This window comes from Peribacillus sp. NPDC055009 (genome assembly GCF_053608705.1).
Genome location: NZ_JBSGVZ010000003.1, coordinates 98177 through 117049 on the forward strand (window position 1 = coordinate 98177; position 18873 = coordinate 117049).

Sequence of the window (18873 nt, forward strand, 5' to 3'; positions counted from 1 at the left end):
CAAACTATTCTGTTTATTTATCCAAAAAGAAGCGTCCCACATCAATGGGACACTCCTTCTCTCTTATACTTCCAATAAATGCGAGCCGTCAAAGAAAAACAAGTAACGGCCGGTTACCTTCTTATTCATTATCCCTTCAACAGCCCGCGTATAAAGCTGAAGCTGCATCCGGTATCGATCGGCAAGAATCTCTTTAGCCCCTTCATACCCGCTGGCAAAACGGCCGGTGATTGTATCCGTTTTATAATCGAGAAGCACAAGACCTTGTTCATCCTCAAAGATACAATCAATTACACCTTGGATTAGGATCTCTTCATCTCCAGCTGCCCAATCGCTGTAAGCTTCCTTTGCAGGCAGCGACATCGTAAATGGCACTTCACGGCGAAGGTTCACGGCCTCTAGCATTCTTTGCCCGATTTCACTGTCAAAGAAATCGACGATCGTCTCAGGGTCCACAGCTTCTTTCTGTTCCTCCGTCAACAGCTCACGTTGAATCAAGTCAACCATCAGTTCCTGAATCGACTGAATGGTAACCTCTTTTGATAAATCAATATGCTGCATGACTAAATGTGTAATCGTACCCCTTTCAGCAGGAGTCAGTGACTTTTCTTGCATGAAAGTCGGCCGCTTCGTGATAGGCCGCTTAAATTTACGCAACAGCTCTGTGGAACTTTGCTCGTCCTTGAGTTCATACTGACGTTTTAATTCAGAAACGGATTGCTTGGAACGATACACCGTTGCCTCATGCTCGGGGTACTCCCACTCGAGCTGTTCCTTGATATCATCATAAAACTCAGAAACGATATCAACCTTCTCCGATTTCTGGACATGTTCAAGCATTCGCTCTTGAACCAGTGCCTCTTCCTCATCCAGAACAGCAAGCTCTTCACTTGGAATGACGGAAATGGACCAATTCGATGGGTGCGACTCCATTTCCAAGCCAAGACCTGCAGCCCCAAGAGAATCCCGATGCCGGACAAGGGATGGACCAATCCAATCAAGATAACTTTTTGCACCTGCCCGTACATAGTCCTTCAATAGCCAATCTCCATGTGCCGCATTACTTTCCCAGTTTTGCTGCATCTTTTCTGCATCATTGATACTGGCAATCAAATAAAGCTTTTCCTTAGCCCTCGTTAGAGCCACGTAGAGGACACGCATCTCCTCGGCAATTAATTCAAGCTGCTTTTTTTTCTTAAAAGCCAATTGAGGGAGGGATGGATAAGTTATCCGTAATTCGGAATTCACATACTTTGCCGCAAAGCCATAATCCTTATCAAGTAAATAGGGCTTGCGTAAATCCATCATATTGAATTGCTTGGAAAGACCGGCAATGAACACGATCGGGAACTCAAGCCCCTTTGACGAGTGAATCGTCATCAGCCGGACTACATCTTCCTGTTCCCCTAAAGCACGAGCTGCCCCTAAATCATCTCCACGTTCTTGCATCCTTTCTATGAAACGCAAGAAACGGAACAGACCGCGGAAAGAACTTGCTTCATATTGCCTTGCCCTGTCATACAGCGCTCTTAAATTGGCCTGACGCTGTTTTCCGCCCGGCATCCCACCTGCAAAATCATAAAACTGCGTTTCGCGGTATAGCAGCCAGATCAAGTCTGATAATGCCTCCTGCCTGGCAAGCTTTCTCCATGTCACTAGTTTTTTATAAAAAGCAGTGGCCTTTTCATAAAGCCCCGGATGTTCTTCCGGGTCACTCTTTCTGTAAAAATCAGCTAGCGCTTCATAGTAGCTCCCTGTATGGAATAAACGCACCTGTGACATCTCTTCTTCATCCAATCCTACGATGGGTGAACGGAGAACGGATGCCAATGGGATATCCTGTTGCGGATTATCAATCACCTTCAATAGGGAAATCATGATGGCCACTTCGGTCGCTTCAAAATACCCTGTCGATAAATTGGCATAGACCGGAATTCCTTGTTTTTTAAATTCCTCCATGATTTGCGGTGCCCATGGCATCGAACGAAGAAGAATGACCATGTCCCGATAAGTGGCAGATCGGTACTTTTTGGTTTTCGTATCATATATCCGATGCTTTTCGCTTATAGCCTTTTTAATGAGCTTTGCCATCTGCCTTGCTTCGAGCTGCGCTTTTTCAAGCTCCTCGGCCTCAAACCCGCCTTCCGATCCTTCCATTTCAGAATGAGCTTCCGGATCGGCTGTTCCGTCAATTAAATGGAGTTCGATCGGGTTTGGATCGTCTTCGGGATATGGGGCGCCTTTTTTCAATTGGGCATCTTCATCATAATCAATCTCACCGACAGTAATGCCCATCAACTGTTGAAACAAGAAATTGGTCCCATCGAGAACTTCCTTTCGGCTCCGGAAATTGCGGTTTAAATCAATTTTCAGTCCGGAATCAACACCATCATGGGTAAAACGTGTGTATTTTCCAAGGAAGAGATTCGGTTCCGCAAGCCTAAACCGGTAAATGGACTGCTTGACATCGCCTACCATGAAAAGATTCCCATCATATTCGCCGTCGGCCGTCACAAGTTTTAAAATGGATTCCTGAACCAGGTTAGTATCCTGATATTCATCCACTAGTACCTCTTTGAACTGGTTCCTGTATTCAATGGCTGCCGCTGAGGGTTTTCGTTCACCATCCACCGTTTCCCCTGTCAAAATTTGTAGACAATAATGTTCCAAATCGGCGAAATCCACCAAGTTCTTTTCTGCTTTTGCAGCAAAGAACCTTTCATCAAACCGTTTAACAAGCATTACAAGTGTATCGACATATCCCTTGAGCTCCCTTATATCCCTCAAGTAGCTTTCCGGTTTACGGGAAAATAACTCTTCCTGTAACGATTTGATGATCTTCTTCGCCTTATCCCGATACTTGGTAGCCTCATCCGTAATTTCTTTGATAAACTCCGCACCAGAAAGGCGTTTCGCCGTCCCAAACTTCACATTTTGGATTTCTTCATAAAGAGCATTCCAGGATTGGTCCTTCACTTCCGAAAGTTTAGCCACCACGGCAAGATCGGCTAAATAGTTTTCAGCCCTTGGTGCCGGTCCCCCAGGGATTTTTGTCAACGCAAGCGAGCGTTCCAATAAATCTCTGGAGGTGTCCAATTGTAAACCAATATCGAACTTCAATGAATCGATAAACGAAAGATCATCAATCCCATCATCATCTGCCAGCTCATACATACTGGCGGCACCATCAAGCCATCGGTCCGGGTCTGGATTCGATTGCGAAAAATCATGCAGCGATCGAACGATATTCTGAAGTGCATCATCGTTTCGATCGCTAGTGAAAGCATCAACCAAATTAAAGAACTCTTCATTATCACTTTGCCCATACTGCTCCTCGAAAAGCTCTTCCATCACTTCATCACGAAGCAGCTGGATTTCCGTAGAATCTGCAATTCGGAAGCCCGGGTCGATATCCGTCAGATAATAATACTTCCTGATCACCTCTAAACAAAAAGAATGAAGTGTGGAAATCGAAGCACGATTAATCAAGCTCAACTGCTTACGCAAATGCTGTGAATGCGGATTATCATTGATCGCTTTTTCTAATGCCTCACTTATCCGATGACGCATTTCGGCAGCCGAGGCATTTGTGAATGTAACGACGAGCAGTTCATCAACATCGATTGGTTCTTCTTCTGAAATGACTTTTTGAATGATCCGGTTGACCAGCACCGCTGTTTTCCCTGAGCCTGCTGCGGCCGCAACCAGAATGTCCTGATCTTTAGCCCATATCGCCTTCCATTGATCTTCCGTCCAAGTCACGTCTCCTGGCAGAGCAGGAATTTTCGTTTTACTCATCGCTCTCCCCCTCCCCCCTTAATAGCTCAAGAACGTCATTTTGTTTTTTCTGTGCCAAATTCCTGAATTGGTTCTCCTCCAGTGACTGGTCGAATTGGCATACAGATTTAAAGGAACAGAAGGTACACGGCGTTTTTTCCTTTAATTTGTATGGTGTTATATCCACATCACCATCGACAATTCGATCACCAGCCTCCTGATAAATACGGCGCACATGATGATTCAGGAGCGAAAACTCTTCCCTGCTGGCAACTTTGGAAGCCGCAAGGAGCGATCCGTCCTTTTTAAATCCAGCTGGAATGATATCCGACTTACCAGGATTTTCAATATCAAGTGAAGTATCCATCATTTGAATGACATTTGAATGATCCAGTACAAGTCCATTCATTTTAAAACTTTTATAGATTTCTTCTTCAATTTTATCCAAGCTGAGCATTCCCTTTGATTTGACAACGGGATTATGCACATGAAAATATAAAACCCCGGCAGGGATCGCTTCTTTTCCAATAAGCGACTTGGAATGGGTGACGACGATATCAAGGTATGTCAACATCTGCAGCGCGAGTCCATAATATACTTCACTCATGTTCAGTTCCTTTTCACTCGACTTATAATCGAGCACACGCAAATAGACACCCTCATCTTCTTCCGCTTTATCAACGCGGTCGATCCGCCCGACCAATTCCATCTTCGTACCGTTTTTCAATGTGAAAGATAGTGGTGGCAGCTCGCCATTTTTTCCGAATCCGAGTTCTAATCCAATTGGAGCAAAACCGCTCACCTTTGCATGTTCACTTAATACGATCGAGGCCCGTCCAATCACGTGTTCCAGTTTCCTGCGTAAATAGTGATGGCGATTCGTACTTAACAAGATTTGATTTTGGAGTTTAGGAGCAAGTCTCTCCACGGCAATTCTGGCCAGCTCCAAGCATTGTTCCGAAGTCAATGTAGACCAAGGTATATCATGTTCCTTCAAGTAATCGGAAATCATTTTCAACGCTCCATGGAACATCTCGCCTATATCCGGTGCATCCAAACGGAAAATTTGCCGTTCCCTCAATTTCAAGCCATGAGCGGCATAATGGGAAAACGGGCAGCTATTGAACATTTCCATCCTGGATACACTCGTAAGAATGCTCTCACCGTATAATTGCTTACTTGTTTCCTCAGATAATTTCTTTGTCCTATTTTGATAAAAAAGGCTCGATAAAACCTTAGTTGCTGAAGGACCGGCCCTTTCATCATCAATAATGGCATTATACACATCCCACCATAGTGAATGGATTGGATAGTTTCTTTTTTTCAGCTGCAATTGGGCAGCCAGGTACGATAGTGCCACATCATGATTCGCAGCATATTTCACCTGTTCCTCAGCAGGCAGATCGGATGGATCGTTCATATAATACACTTCGGAAACGTTAGGCAATACGTCCCTTACCCGTTTTAAATAGGATGAGGGTAAAAGTGCCTTTCCTTCCTCATCGGCAAGCGGATATGATAAATAAAGTGCCTCAGCAGGCGTAGTGAATGCTTTGTACGCTGTGAACTCCTCATCCAGCAGGCGCACTTTTGAACTTGGGGCAACATCAAGTCCGCCAGCCAGCAGCACATCACGATCACTATCTGAAAAAATTCCGTCAGATACAGCTTTTCCTGGCAAAACCCCTTCGTTCAGGCCGATAACAAAAGCTGTCTTCACATCATCCAGGCGGGATAAATCTAGATTAGCGACCAATACTTGGTCAATTGCCGGCGGTACCAAAGAAAATTCAAGAGATTCCAGACCAGCTTCAATAATTACTGCAAACTGTTTCATGGAGAGTTCTTCCCCGCTCAGCAGTTCAACGAATTGGTCCAATAGGTCGACAACCGCATTCCAAGTTTGCTCATGCTCTCTTGCCGATACCAAATCACCTGCTTCTTCTGCCTCTAGTTTTAGCTTTTCCAATTTTTCCGGCACATGTAATTCTTCAAGATATAGATAAAGGGCTTCACACAATTCCCTGCCATTAGCAGCCTTTTTAACACGTTTTGAGAGCTTCAAGATGGGCTCGGTAAATAATTGCTTCATCTCATTCAACTCTTGCTCAAGCTTCATTTCCTTATCCGTTTGGTTCCGGTCCTCGAGTTCCAGGCCGCGGAAGCGCCTGTAGGTCCAACGTTCTTTGGACGTCCACCTGCTTCCTTTAATGCCGCGGGCCAGCACATAGTTCTCCAGCTTATCTACCTGTTCGCGCATCCTATCATGATTTTTTTGCAGCGGAAATAGAAGCTCAGTCTTGATTGCACGAAATACCGGCTCATAACGCCAATAGCCATTGATGATCTCCAAAGTGGAACGAATCAGTTCAATCAGAGGATGATTCAGCATCGTCCGTTTGGAATCGACGAACAAGGGTATTTGATAATCCCGAAAAACGGTTTGTAAAATATCTGCGTATGCTTCCCCATTACGGACTAAAATCGCAATATCACGGAAACGGTGCTGTTTCTGTCTGACCAGCGACAAGATGTCCCGGGCAACTCCTTCAATCTCAGCTCTGCGGTTAACTGCCTGGGCGATCGTTACATCAAGTGACTGCTCAAACGTTTGTGCAGGACGAATGGCAAAATGAGTTTCCAGGTGATTCAGCCCTGGACTCTTTCCAAACCTTTCCGTCCCTTTTAAGATTCGATCTTCTGAAATCGGTATGCCATTCCTCAATCCAGCCTGATAAAGGTGATGATAAAGATTACCCGTTTGCCTGAACAGCTGCAAATCATCCGGGGCATATTGCCTGTAGGGCTGATCTAACGTCAGTGAGATCGTTACACTCCTGCACAGCTTCATCATTTCTTCCACAATCAATAATTCCTGTGGAGTCAAGCTATAAAAACCATCGATGTATATATCCGCATTCCTTATATATGAAGACTCTGGCATTTTCTCGATCAGCAAAGTGAAATAGTCTTCGGAATCTAAATATTTGTTGACCATTTCATCCTCAAAAGCCTGATAGACCAATTCAAGATCATGCAGTTTATCCTGAATGCCGCTGCCGGCCTGTGAGGTTTCTTGCAAATAGTTTTGAATGTCATCAGGTTGGATGCAATACTGCTTGAACTCGGCCAGCATTAGCTCCATCTGTGCAATGAACCCCTGCTTATCAGCAGATCGACGAAACATCTTTAACTCTTCCTTTTTATCTTCCATGATCTTCCGTATCAACATATTGACGCCGACACTGTCCAAATGCAGCCGGCTCATCCCCCCGGTTTCCTGAAGGACGCGCCATGCAAGCCTGCTAAAACTGAAAACCTGTGTCCGGATCATTCCGGCAAGGCCTGGTGTTTTAATTAATTTATATTCAGATAGAAACGTCATCTGATCAGGAACGAGGTAGATAATTGGATTTCCTTCGGGATCTTCTGCCAATTTGGAGCGGATTTCGTCCAATATATTCGAAGTTTTCCCTGCACCCGATCTTCCCAGTAAAAAACGGAGTGACATCTCTTTTTCCCCCTTACAACATAATATCTAGACCCATCATACCAGAAATAGTTTCGTCTTTATGACTAGGTTTCTGTTTCCAATTAGATTTACTTTCTATTATTTTACCGTTTCCCTTTAAAAAACACCAATCGTACGTTCGCGTTTTCCCCCAAAAGAAAAAGCCCACATAATTTTGGGGCTTCCACAATCATTCACCTGTAAATTTAAAATTGAAATCATTGACCGGCCAATATCGAACATCCACTTTACCGACAACATTTTCAACCGGTATATAACCAAAATGACGGCTGTCAGCACTTTCAAGACGGTTATCACCCATGACAAAAAGCTTACCCTCCGGAACTTTGGTCATGTCCGTCAATTCTTTTAATGTAAAATCACCTGTAAAATCCTGTTCCGGGAAACCTTCCTTGAATTTCTCAAGATAAGGCTCATCCACTTTTTCACCATTTACATAAAGCCAATCATCTTTATAACGAATTCGGTCACCTGCAATCCCTATGACTCGCTTAACATAATCTTCTTGTGAATTAGCATGAAAAACAATAATGTCAAAACGGTTGATATCATGAATCCGGTAATTGATTTTATTCACGACAAGTTTATTTCCATCTTCAAGGGTCGGCTGCATCGACTTCCCTTCAACATCATAGCTTGAAAAGAGAAATGTACGGATTAAGATGTAAATAACAAAAGCTATCATCGCTGGTTTTATCCAATCGGATAAAGAATTCTTGTTTGTTTTTTCCATCTAGTTCAACCCCTACTGCATTTATATATTAATTTATTGTCCTTCTTCTCTCTTCATGCTTTTATTTAGCCTGACTTCCAGTCTTTTTCCCACATACCATAGGATAAAGATGACGATTCCGATAATGATCGTTCGCACAGGCTTATGAATTAATGATACTAAATCGTAACCTACGAAGCTGATCGTAAAAATCATCACCGCTTTCCCACCCACTACTGCAAGTCCATATTGCAGGGTACTGACTTTTGAAAGTCCTGCCACGATATTAACGATAGCCGAAGGTGTAAAAGGGAAGCAGAGTAATATGAACAAAGGACCGAATCCATGGCTCTCAACCCAAACCATCAACCTCTGCACCTGTTTATGCTTTTGCAAAAATCGGAAAAACCTCATTTGACCATATCTTCTAATAATCCAAAAGATCAAAAAAGACCCCGCTACCGCACCAATCCAAGAAAATAAAAATCCCCACCAGAGACCAAAAGCCGTTGCATTAGCAAGCACGAACACCACTAAGGGCAAAAAAGGCAAAAATGCTTCCAGCATCGGCAGCAAGATCCCAGGAATTGGACCGAATGAGCGATATTGCTGAATAAGTGCCGATATATGATCAAGTGTAAACCACTCACGTATAGTATCCAAATCCATAATTATCTCCCTCGACATGCTGCCATCATTGCAGCATAAACTTATTAAAAACTGTTTATTTTAGATATATCACTTTCCCCTGAAATTGCAAGAATTATTATCCATATATCTTCATACTTTCCCTATCTCCGGAAAACATAATCTTGTTAACGAATATTTCTTGATTTATCAAAACTGCTTGCATATACACTGAAAATACATTAGGATAAAAAACAGAACGGATGTTCTTATTTTTGCAGAATATACATACTATTATTAAAAACGCGCTATTTTAGAAAGGGGCGGTCATGATGACCCGCATTCCAGAAGATGACCGAAATATGATTGAAAAAGCCATCTACCTCCCTATGGTTATTACAGTCTTAAACCGGGATCTCAAGGTCATCGAAATTAGTCCGTTTAAATTAAAAAGGCCCTATTCGGAGCTAGTCGAACATATTTTAAAAGTGGTTCAAGACGAACTTGCCGAGGTGCGGCGCTATTTGCGCAAGGAGAATATTAAGGTTAGTGAAATCAAACGCGATGAATCCTTCACGATGTATTGTTTTTTATATAAAGGATACGAGGAACATCATAATTATTTCAATCCCCGCCTTCGCAACAAAACTGAAGACTTGTTATGTTATTACTTTTTCGAAAAAAACCACCGTTCAAGGAATTAGCGGGTGCAGGCATCCATGTATGTGGATGTTTGGAGCATTAGATCATCCAGTATCTTATATGAGAAGGTTAAGCTTAATCAGTCAATATATGAATTAACGTAACGGAATGTTTCGGTTAAGAATAAGCTATAATGTTTTTTATTTGGAACTTTATCAGCAAATGATATCCATCGAGTAAATTTGATTTTCTGATTTTAACTACACTCTGTAAATGCTTCTTGATTAATTGCTAACGTATTTAATTATATCCAATCATAGCAACATTTTACTAATATATGGTGTACAATCTATTAGATCTAATTGGAATAGCAGAAAGTATTTTGTCTAAACACAGTATATTGCACCAATTTTCATTTTGAAAACTTTTGTTAAAGAGATTTATCCAGAAGAAACACATAACAAAGAAGACGGAAAGTACAGACCTCCCGAATAGTTAGCGGAAAGAGATAATAAGGGTTACATAGAGACAGAAATTATACAATGGGGTCAAAAAAAGAGAAAAATTTCATAACATATAAATCTTTATACCCTTATATTGATTTACGGCATGTCGCTTTAAAATGATATACGAACGCTATGAAGTGCAGTCCAAATAAAGTCGGGGGAAATTATGAAAAAGAGTAGCCTTATAATAAATTCTATACTTGGATATATTGCAATAGGGGTATTCGTTATTGGTTATATTAGAAGTATACCGGTATATAACTATACAATTCTAGGTTTTGAAGCAGATTACATTATTCTTACATTAGGAACGTCTTTCATTTTTGGATATATATATTACCTTGAGAAGCAATTAAAGGTCCCCCAAAAGGCACTTTTTATTGGGAGAGCATGTTTTTTTATCACTTTAATAGGTAGTTTCATTTTAGAAGTGATTTGAAATTCAGCATTCTCTCACCTCTATTTCTGAACCATTTGAGAGAAGAAGGCTGTACACATTTCCAGTAACTATACATTTTATGATACCTATACTTAAACTGTGTTCAGCTAACTTCCACAAATTAGAAAATTACAGTAAAAATGCTTTATCCTAAGGAAGCAAAAGAGGCAAAGTTTGTATATCGATGTTTTTTCAAAGAAGGCTCTGAAACATAAAAAAAAGAAATTCAAGATTTAATGGATGAGCTATTTGAAGATTAATTCTGATGCCCTTCTCATATGAGAAGGGCTTTTGGTTGTGACTTTTGCTAAAGCAAACATTGATATGATTGATCGTATGAAAGAATCATTCCATTATCCGCCTGTAGAATATCATCTCCTCCACCATATTAAAAACTCAGATAGATTCTCCTTCTTCACCAGCGACAATCCATCATAAATACCCAGGATCATTTTACCTAACCACGATTCTGATGCCCGCTTCCTTTTTTTATCACAAAGAAAATTATGTCCAAATCCCCATTTTTCGAATTACACATGGTAAATTATTATTTGGAGGGGAAAAATGAAGAAAATAAATATTCTACTGGTTGCTGTTCTTGTTTTGTCTTTATTCACTGGACTTAAAGCAACTGAGGCAGCCTCAAATGTGAAGGTACATTTCATCAATGTTGGACAAGGAGATGCCATCCTTATTCAAACCGGTAACGAAAACGTTTTAATTGATGGCGGCGGTAAAGGAAAGGGCGACGAAGTTGTAGCCTACCTAAAAAAGCAAAAGGTGAAAACACTTAATGCATTAGTATCCACTCACCCAGATGCGGATCATGTGGGCGGTCTGGCTTATGTGATTAAATCGCTTAATGTAAAATCTGTGTATGCCCCTAAAGTTTCTCATACTACCCAGGCATATAAAGACTTTTTAACGGCTGTTAAGCAGAAGAAGCTTACAATAAAAAAAGCGCAGACTGGCGTGGAAATCAACACTAAAGCTAAGGATAATTCCCTTAAATTCATTGCACCTGTTAAAGAATATGCCAAGTCTGACTTAAATAATTGGAGTGCAGTCCTTTTACTTAAACACGACAAAAAAACATTCTTGTTTACAGGTGATGCTGAAGAAAAATCAGAGACAGATATGCTGGCTAAAAAACTGGTACCAAGTGTGGATGTACTTAAAGTCGGCCATCATGGTGCAAAAACATCAACTAGTTCAGCATTCATTAACAAAACAAAACCGAAATACGCTGTAATCAGTGTAGGAAAAAATGGCTATGGGCATCCTACTTCCACTGTTATAAAACGGTTGAATTCAGTGAAGGCCAAAACTTATCGCACAGATAAATCAGGTAACATTATTTTTACTTCTACAGGTCAGAAAATTACTGTAAAGACGGTGAAATAAATGGTACAAGGTATTATTGACCGCTTCGAAGGAAAGATCGCTGTCGTTGAAATCGATGGTGGTAACATGAAGGATTTTCCTAAAAGCGCTCTCCCCAAGGGAGCAAAAGTAGGAGATATGCTGATTATCGATGGAGATACCATCACCATTTCCAAAGAGGGCACTGAGAAGTTAAGAAAAGAAATTGACGATCTAATGGATGAATTATTTGAAGATTAATTCCTGGGCCCTTCTTTAATAAGAAGGGCTTGCTTTAATTTTGAATGTCTAACGCGGTATATACTTTGACATTACCTCTGAAGCCTTGACCCCGTTTGCTTCGTTGAACAGATAGAATGATTTCCTCTTTGTTTCCTCAATCCTCTGGATCAATTTCGTTTTTAAAAACGAAGTCCGGTGCAGCTGGTTTTCGAAAGAACTGCATGATACTGCTATATCGATGGTTTGTCTATTCCTGAATGTGATGGTAGTATGTTTGGAATCCAGGCGATCATAGGATACCACATGCTCATGTGATAACCAGATGCATTGAGGACGCAACGGAGATGTAGTGGGAAAGAAGAAAATCGAACTGGTCGGATCGATCGCAATAGGTGCTTTATGTGTGATGTTTATAAGCTGTTTTGTGCCTTGCTTGCGTCCTTCATAACTTGATCCGAAAAACTCACAGCTTTTCTTTATTATTTCCAAAGGTTTAAACGGGGATATGAACTCGTCCTCCATTTCAACTATACGGGCATATATTTTACTGCCGTAATTGATTGGCGAAACCATCAATGTATGTGGCGTGATTTCATATTCCTCGATGATTCCCTGATTGTTTTCCTTCATTTTTAATCCACCTCTTCCTCATTGCTAAACATCGCTTTTACTTTACCAAAGCTTATGCACTTAATTGCTTGTACCCTTCCATTCCCCATTGCCGAAGAAAAGTGAATGGAGATAGTAAATGTATGTTAAATTACTCACTATAATAGCACAACCCTTGAACATAAAAAGTAAGTTCACAAAGAATTAAAAATTCTTTTATATAGTGGCTTTTTCTTCATATAAACGACACATTCTCTATTAATATTTAAATTTTTTAAATTTTCAGTTGATTTTATCCGCTCAAATCCATATAATAATAAAAAGGGTCAGGGGTGGTAACTTTGAAAAATGAAAAATCTTATTCAGAGTCAGTGAAGTCCTTATCAATGAGCGAAATGAAAAACGATGCCGTGGTTCAGGAAATGTTAATTGATATGATTATTCAGGAAGCCGTCCTTACTACCAAAAAGAATATCCTTGCAAAACAGATCGATGAAGCCTTGGATAAGAAAAACAAACCTTTATTCTTAAAACTAAGTTCTGAAATGAACGTTTTACTAAAACAGTTTGGAAATTAAAATGCATGATTTAAAAAAAGCCTAATGATCAAAAAAGCCTCCCATAATGTTGGGAGGCTTTTCTAATTATCATCACTCTTTATGAAACATCCCCATGACCTCGGATGTTTCGGTAATATTGACAAAAGCATTCGGATCAACTTCTTTTATCATCGTTTTTACATCGGTTAACTGATAACGTGTAATGACTGTCATCATTACTTTACTCTTTTCTCCTGAATATGCACCTTCACCATCCATGACTGTAATACCACGATATAGGTTGGTCAGGAGCTTCGTTTTCATTTCGTCACTCTTTTTGGTCACGATCATCAATGTTAATTTAATGTGATTGGAATGGATCGTATCGATCACCTTTCCTGCTGCATAAATGGAAATCAGCGTATATAATGCGGCATCCCAACCGAAGATGAAGCCTGAGATAACCACCACAACTGCATTCATCACCGAAAGCAATGTACCAAGCGGAAAGTCGCTCTTCTTAGCCAATAGCATGGCAATGATGTCAAAGCCGCCCGAAGACCCCGAAGCGCGAAAGACGATGCCTATACCGATTCCCGATATGATTCCGCCAAATAAAGAAGACAAAATCGGTTCAGTGGAAATTCCGTGAACTGGAATGAGATATAAACTGACGGAAATCACGACAACTGATAATATCGTATAGGTGATAAAGCGTCTCCCTAATTTCAAGTATCCAAGAATCAGCAATGGCAGGTTCATCAGAAAATTCAATATCCCTGTGTTGACCGGGGTGATGATTCCGAACATAATCGCAAGCCCACTAAGTCCGCTGCTTAAAATTAAATGTGGTATCAAAAATAAGTTGTAGGCTACTGCCACAAGCACTGAGCCTATAGTGATGAAAAGTACATTATACATATCCGATCTCCTTAAAACGAACTGGGAATTTAATTTATTATAGTAGAGAACCTAAGATTTTTAAAAATAATAGTTTTTTCTGAAAACAACTACAAACTTCCACTTTCCGAAGAAAAAAAGCCGGCTGGTATTCAGCTGGCTTTCAATCACCCTTTGTATCTGCATTTTCAACAGTTGAAATCCGTTCGAGCATGGTTGGATGGGAATACCTCAGCCATTTAACCAGGAATGGCGGGTTGACCTGACTCAAACCCGACCTCGTGAGTTCCTGGAAAGTCGTGATTGCTGATTCTTTATCCCCGGTCATTTCAATGGCGTAACGGTCAGCCCTTGTTTCTTGATATCTGGAAACATAATTGGACAGCGGACTCGAAGCAAAGAGCAGCACAGACGTTATTAAGAGAAATAATGGAAGAGATGATATGCTGTCAACCGAACGGACCTTTAACAGGTGGCCCCAGCGTCTAATGATAAAATTCATTATTTTCGATGTCAGCCACAAACCGATTAAAGTCAGTCCTAAATAACCTGCAATCCCTATATAAATGTGCTTTTCCACATAATGAGCCATTTCATGTGCCATGATAAAAAGGATTTCATCTTCCTTCAGTTTGTTCAGAGTCGTATCCCAAAGAACTATTCTTGAGTTGGAACCTATGCCGGTCACGTATGCATTCAAGGCATTTGTCTTTTCCGCCATATTTACTTCATACACATGTTCAGCCGGAATTTCAGCCTGTGACGCAAGTGCCAATATTTCCGTTTCCAGCTCTTTATTTTTTAGCGGGTAGAATTCATTGTACAGCGGATCAATCACTACAGGCTGAACAAACATCAGGAACAAGGTAAATGGAATGGACAACATCCAGGCATAGAGCCACCACTTCTTCACACTTTTCTTCATTAACCAATATAAAACGGAAACGATAATGAACATCATCCCAAAATTCACCCAGAATTCGATGACTCCATCCTTCATCCACGAGGTAAAACTTTGTGTACTTATATGGTAACTTTTGCTCATCCGATATCCAATGAAACTGATTGGAAACTGTGCCAGGTAAGAAATAACGGAAAGCCAGAATAAGTAAATGCCCGTTCTGATCGCTTTCCTTCTCGAGACCGCCTTTGACGACTTTTCAAATGCTTTTGATAAACCAAATAGTAAAATGAAGAAATACAGCAGCCATTCATATGGCGTGGATACGAAAAAAATGAAATTCCGCAGCCCTGAATATTCTTCGCTAAGCTTTAGTTCCCTTGCATTCAGGAATGTTGCAGGATCTGCTGCAGTTCCACGCAAAGCTTCGGGAATGGAGGTATCAGCTCCATAAAAAATATACCAATACATCGCTGCTGCATAAAGGATATATAATAGAATCGCTCTGCCAGCCCATTTTCTGACCATGATGCCCCTCCTTAAACCGAATCTCCCTCTTAATAGTTTAATCCAAAATGGACAGGTTAGAACCGCATTTACCTTCTATATATTTATTCTTTTCAATCTCCATCATTTTCTTGATTCTTTATTATCCACCAGGCGGAATGATGCATATGCAGAGGCATTTTTAAAAAGCTGAGGGCTGGTTGGGTTAAACGATTTTGTCTCTCTGCCGCTACCTAATTGTTTTGGAATGTGACTCCGATAAAGAATCCGTGAAAACGATTAACGGGGGGGACGGACATGAGTAAGTCATCCCTTCATCCCGCTATTTTGAAAGCTATACAAAAGCGCAATAAGCTCCGGTCGATTATTAACATTCAGTTTTCTGTAAATCCGGCTTATATAGTTTTTTACCGTGCCGATGGATAGAAAAAGTTTTTTTGAAATTTGCTGATTCGTTTCCCCTTGGGTTATCAGGATAAGCAGTTCATACTCGCGTTTGGAAAAGGCCCCCAATTTTTCGATTGCCTTATCCAAAGTTACTGGTGATCTTTCAACATTCTGCTGCAGCTTCTTCATTAATATTGATTTTATTGAGGCAGGATAGACTATTTGACCATTGGCACATTGACGGATTGCCGACAGCACTTGTTTCATTCCGCCACCCTGTAACACATAACCTGCTGCACCATGGCATATCGCTTCGATAAGATAATGATCTTCTGAATAGGCAGTAAAAATGACGAAAGGAGTAAATGGGTGTTTTTCCTTTAGGATTGGCATGACTTCCTGTCCATACTTCCCTGATGACCGGGCATCAATAAGAATGGCATCTGGCATGACTGATGGTCTATGATCAGAATCAAGAAGGTCCATTTCATTTCCGGTTATCCCTATGACCTTAATGTCTTCTTCATTTTCGATGATTCCCTCAAGTCCTCCCTGACCACCATATATCATTAGCTTAATCGACTTCATAACTTCACCTGTTCTTTTCATTATTTGTTATTAATCCGATCGTTTTTATAATTTCCCGCAGAGAAATAGTTCTAATGGTCTATATTTTACATCATTAATTCACCTGATAACAAATTTAAACTGTAAAATACTTTAATTAAATATGCCCCTCCTGACATAAAAAGGCTATCAACCCGTTTGCCTTCAGGATGATAGCCTTTTTCTTTGTTCCTCATCTATGAGCGTATCAAGTTTCATGATGCTCTCCTTTGCCCGTGGAAAATCAATTTTGCGATAATGGTGTTTTCCACCTTCTTCTTCATCTTTTTCGTCGGCCCATTTGACGACTTGCTGAAGCGGTGTACGAATAATATCATTTGAAGGTAAGAACGAATCGGTGTGAAATAAGATGGCGAGGGAAATGGTCTTTGCCTTAATCGGGTTTTCTCCCAAGCGGATTAACAGTTTATGTGCTCGTTCTGCACCTTTTATGGGGTGAATATCATTTTGTTTATAAAGATCATAATCCCATTTACCATTGCGATACCAGGTGAAATGACCCATATCATGCAAAAGTCCAGCTTTAGCAGCAATATCAGGGTCGACATTATATTCGTTTGCTAAGTGAAAAGCATGGTATGCTACCGCAATCGCATGTGACAGCCCTGAACGGTTCAAGTATTTTTGAGCAATGGGATGTGTAAAAATATCCAAAAGCTTTACATCTCTCATCTAACCCCTCCTTACAATTATGTGGAAATTTTTAATGACTATCATAACTCTTTTCTAAACAAGAATCAAGGTTTTAAGTTTCTCCGATATATTTTATGCAGCTTGATACACTTTGGTTGTACAAAAAAAGGACCATTGCCGGTTATAGATAGGCAATGATCGATCAATGAATTCAGTTTTGCAGTACATGGTTTTTCAAAGAGCGTCGTAAAATTTTACCTGTCGCGTTTTTTGGAAGTTCATCCAAAAACTCAATTTTTGCCGGTACCTTATATTTGGCCAAGTGTTCCATGCAATAGGAAAGCAGTTCTTCCTCGGTCAATGCATTGTTTTTCTTTACCACAAAGCATTTAACCACTTCCCCCTGATTGGGATCGGGAACGCCTATGGCAGCCGCCTCAACTACTTCAGGATGGGCATACAGAACCTCCTCCACTTCACGTGGATAGACATTATAGCCACCGACGATAATAAGCTCCTTTTTACGATCTACAATGAAAAAATAGCCTTCATCATCCATCCTGGCTAAATCGCCTGTATATAACCAGCCATCTTTCAAGACAGCGGCTGATTCTTCAGGCATTTTATAATACCCTTTCATTACATTCGGACCTCTGACAATCAATTCCCCTACCCCATTGATCGGCACTTCTTCTCCAAGCTCATTGACCACTTTGTTTTCCACCCTAAGGATGGAGGTTCCGATGGATCCCGCCTTCCTTGGACGATCCAAAGGATTGAAGCAGGTAACAGGAGAAGCTTCGGATAGGCCATATCCTTCTGAAACCCTGACATTAAATTTCCGCTCGAATGATTCAAGCAAGGACACCGGCATGGCGGATCCGCCCGATATGCAAATGCGTAACGACTTTAAAGCATCTTCTTTCGCATCTGGATATTGGAAAAGAAAGTTATACATCGTAGGCACTCCAGCAAAAACGGTCGCATCATATTTTTTGATTTGCCTGAATATTTCCTTTGGACTGAATTGCGGGACAATTAAAAGCGTACCTCCGCTTATCAATGGGGCATTCACAACTACCGTTAAACTGAAAACATGGAACATTGGCAATGTCGTAATGACACGGTCACTTTCCGTGATTCTTAAATATTCACCAATATCATGTGCATTGGAGTAGATATTGGTATGTGTGAGCATGGCCCCCTTTGGTTTCCCCGTTGTTCCCGAAGTATAGAGTATGATTGCCGTATCTTCAGGATCCAGTTCTGGACCTTTAAAGCCTTCATCCCCCGATTCGATCATTTTTGTAAACGATTTCATTTTTGGGTAGATGTTAAATTTGCTAATATCCCCATTATCAGGCTGCGTTTCACAAATCACATATTGTTCTACGCTTGAGAGAATCGGGTTCATTTTCTCAAGTAAGGGTAAAAGCTTATCTAATGCCACAACAACCTTTACATCGCCATTATTCAGGATATAACCAATCTCGTCAGGTGTGTAAATTGGATTGACGGGAATTACGGTCGCCCCTGCTCGCATAGCTCCATACAACGAAATGATGAAATGTGGAGAGTTGCCTAATAGCAGCGCAATGTTATCACCCTTTGAAACACCAAGCCTATGTAATTCGTCTGCGAACTTCGTAACGGCTTTATCCAATTCCCCATATGAAGTGGATTGATCCATAAAGTAATATGCTGGCTTACCTGCCTTTTTTAAAGCCATTTGATGAAGCTGTTCAGATAAATTCATCTTTCTCCCTCCCCTGCAAATAGCATGAATGAATAGTCATTCATTTTTATGGTAAACTAAATACATTTTTATTATATTAAAAGAATGCGATCACAGCAACAATTTTATCCATATTCCAGCAATTACTGTCATTATCAGGAACAAAAGCCATCCCATTAAGTCGGGACGGCTTTT

The 18873-nt window shown here is 40.7% G+C and carries 14 protein-coding genes; 4 read left to right on the plus strand and 10 right to left on the minus strand.

Going from position 1 to position 18873, the window contains the following annotated elements:
* Positions 1-63: 63 nt before the first annotated feature.
* From addA to ACWF5P_RS06700, 4 genes are all read right to left on the minus strand, one after another.
* The gene (gene addA, locus ACWF5P_RS06685; protein WP_434168847.1) at positions 64-3798 is read right to left on the minus strand and encodes a helicase-exonuclease AddAB subunit AddA; all 3735 of its coding nucleotides are present in this window, start codon (positions 3796-3798) and stop codon (positions 64-66) included.
* A complete protein-coding gene (gene addB, locus ACWF5P_RS06690; protein ID WP_452444732.1) occupies positions 3791-7288 on the minus strand; it encodes a helicase-exonuclease AddAB subunit AddB in 3498 nt (1165 codons plus the stop codon). Before addB ends, addA begins: the two co-directional genes overlap by 8 nt.
* Before the next feature lie 190 nt (positions 7289-7478).
* Positions 7479-8042 (minus strand): signal peptidase I, encoded by a 564-nt coding sequence (lepB, locus tag ACWF5P_RS06695; protein ID WP_230177350.1) that lies wholly within the window; start codon positions 8040-8042, stop codon positions 7479-7481.
* Between the two features lie 33 nt (positions 8043-8075).
* Positions 8076-8690: a TVP38/TMEM64 family protein gene (locus ACWF5P_RS06700; protein ID WP_048680052.1), complete on the minus strand. Its 615-nt coding sequence runs from the start codon at positions 8688-8690 to the stop codon at positions 8076-8078.
* Between the two features lie 290 nt (positions 8691-8980).
* On the opposite strand from ACWF5P_RS06700, the gene ACWF5P_RS06705 reads away from it, so the two are divergent.
* The 3 genes from ACWF5P_RS06705 (at position 8981) to ACWF5P_RS06715 (ending at position 11858) form a co-directional block, all read left to right on the plus strand.
* Positions 8981-9352: a hypothetical protein gene (locus tag ACWF5P_RS06705; protein ID WP_101224156.1), complete on the plus strand. Its 372-nt coding sequence runs from the start codon at positions 8981-8983 to the stop codon at positions 9350-9352.
* Between the two features lie 1447 nt (positions 9353-10799).
* A complete protein-coding gene (locus ACWF5P_RS06710; RefSeq protein WP_434168844.1) occupies positions 10800-11639 on the plus strand; it encodes an MBL fold metallo-hydrolase in 840 nt (279 codons plus the stop codon).
* On the plus strand, positions 11640-11858 hold the full coding sequence (locus ACWF5P_RS06715; RefSeq protein WP_101224159.1) for a DUF3006 domain-containing protein: 219 nt from the start codon (positions 11640-11642) through the stop codon (positions 11856-11858).
* Between the two features lie 48 nt (positions 11859-11906).
* On the opposite strand, the gene ACWF5P_RS06720 is transcribed toward ACWF5P_RS06715, so the two are convergent.
* On the minus strand, positions 11907-12470 hold the full coding sequence (locus ACWF5P_RS06720) for a competence protein ComK (protein WP_101224160.1): 564 nt from the start codon (positions 12468-12470) through the stop codon (positions 11907-11909).
* A 320-nt stretch (positions 12471-12790) separates the two neighbouring features.
* On the opposite strand from ACWF5P_RS06720, the gene ACWF5P_RS06725 reads away from it, so the two are divergent.
* Positions 12791-13027 (plus strand): IDEAL domain-containing protein, encoded by a 237-nt coding sequence (locus tag ACWF5P_RS06725; RefSeq protein ID WP_137017118.1) that lies wholly within the window; start codon positions 12791-12793, stop codon positions 13025-13027.
* Positions 13028-13099: 72 nt separating this feature from the next.
* Here ACWF5P_RS06725 and ACWF5P_RS06730 read toward each other — a convergent pair whose 3' ends face one another.
* The 5 genes from ACWF5P_RS06730 to ACWF5P_RS06750 all read right to left on the minus strand — a co-directional run bounded on the left by ACWF5P_RS06730 (position 13100) and on the right by ACWF5P_RS06750 (position 18699).
* On the minus strand, positions 13100-13909 hold the full coding sequence (locus tag ACWF5P_RS06730) for a YitT family protein (protein ID WP_101224162.1): 810 nt from the start codon (positions 13907-13909) through the stop codon (positions 13100-13102).
* A gap of 142 nt (positions 13910-14051) precedes the next feature.
* Positions 14052-15317, minus strand: coding sequence for a M48 family metalloprotease (locus tag ACWF5P_RS06735; protein WP_434168842.1), 1266 nt, complete (start codon positions 15315-15317; stop codon positions 14052-14054).
* A 285-nt stretch (positions 15318-15602) separates the two neighbouring features.
* A complete protein-coding gene (locus tag ACWF5P_RS06740; protein ID WP_260356903.1) occupies positions 15603-16271 on the minus strand; it encodes a LuxR C-terminal-related transcriptional regulator in 669 nt (222 codons plus the stop codon).
* 183 nt (positions 16272-16454) lie between these two features.
* The gene (locus ACWF5P_RS06745; RefSeq protein ID WP_101224165.1) at positions 16455-16982 is read right to left on the minus strand and encodes an HD domain-containing protein; all 528 of its coding nucleotides are present in this window, start codon (positions 16980-16982) and stop codon (positions 16455-16457) included.
* A gap of 172 nt (positions 16983-17154) precedes the next feature.
* Complete coding sequence (locus ACWF5P_RS06750) at positions 17155-18699, minus strand: fatty acid--CoA ligase family protein (RefSeq protein ID WP_230177346.1); 1545 nt, start codon at positions 18697-18699, stop codon at positions 17155-17157.
* Positions 18700-18873 lie beyond the last annotated feature (174 nt).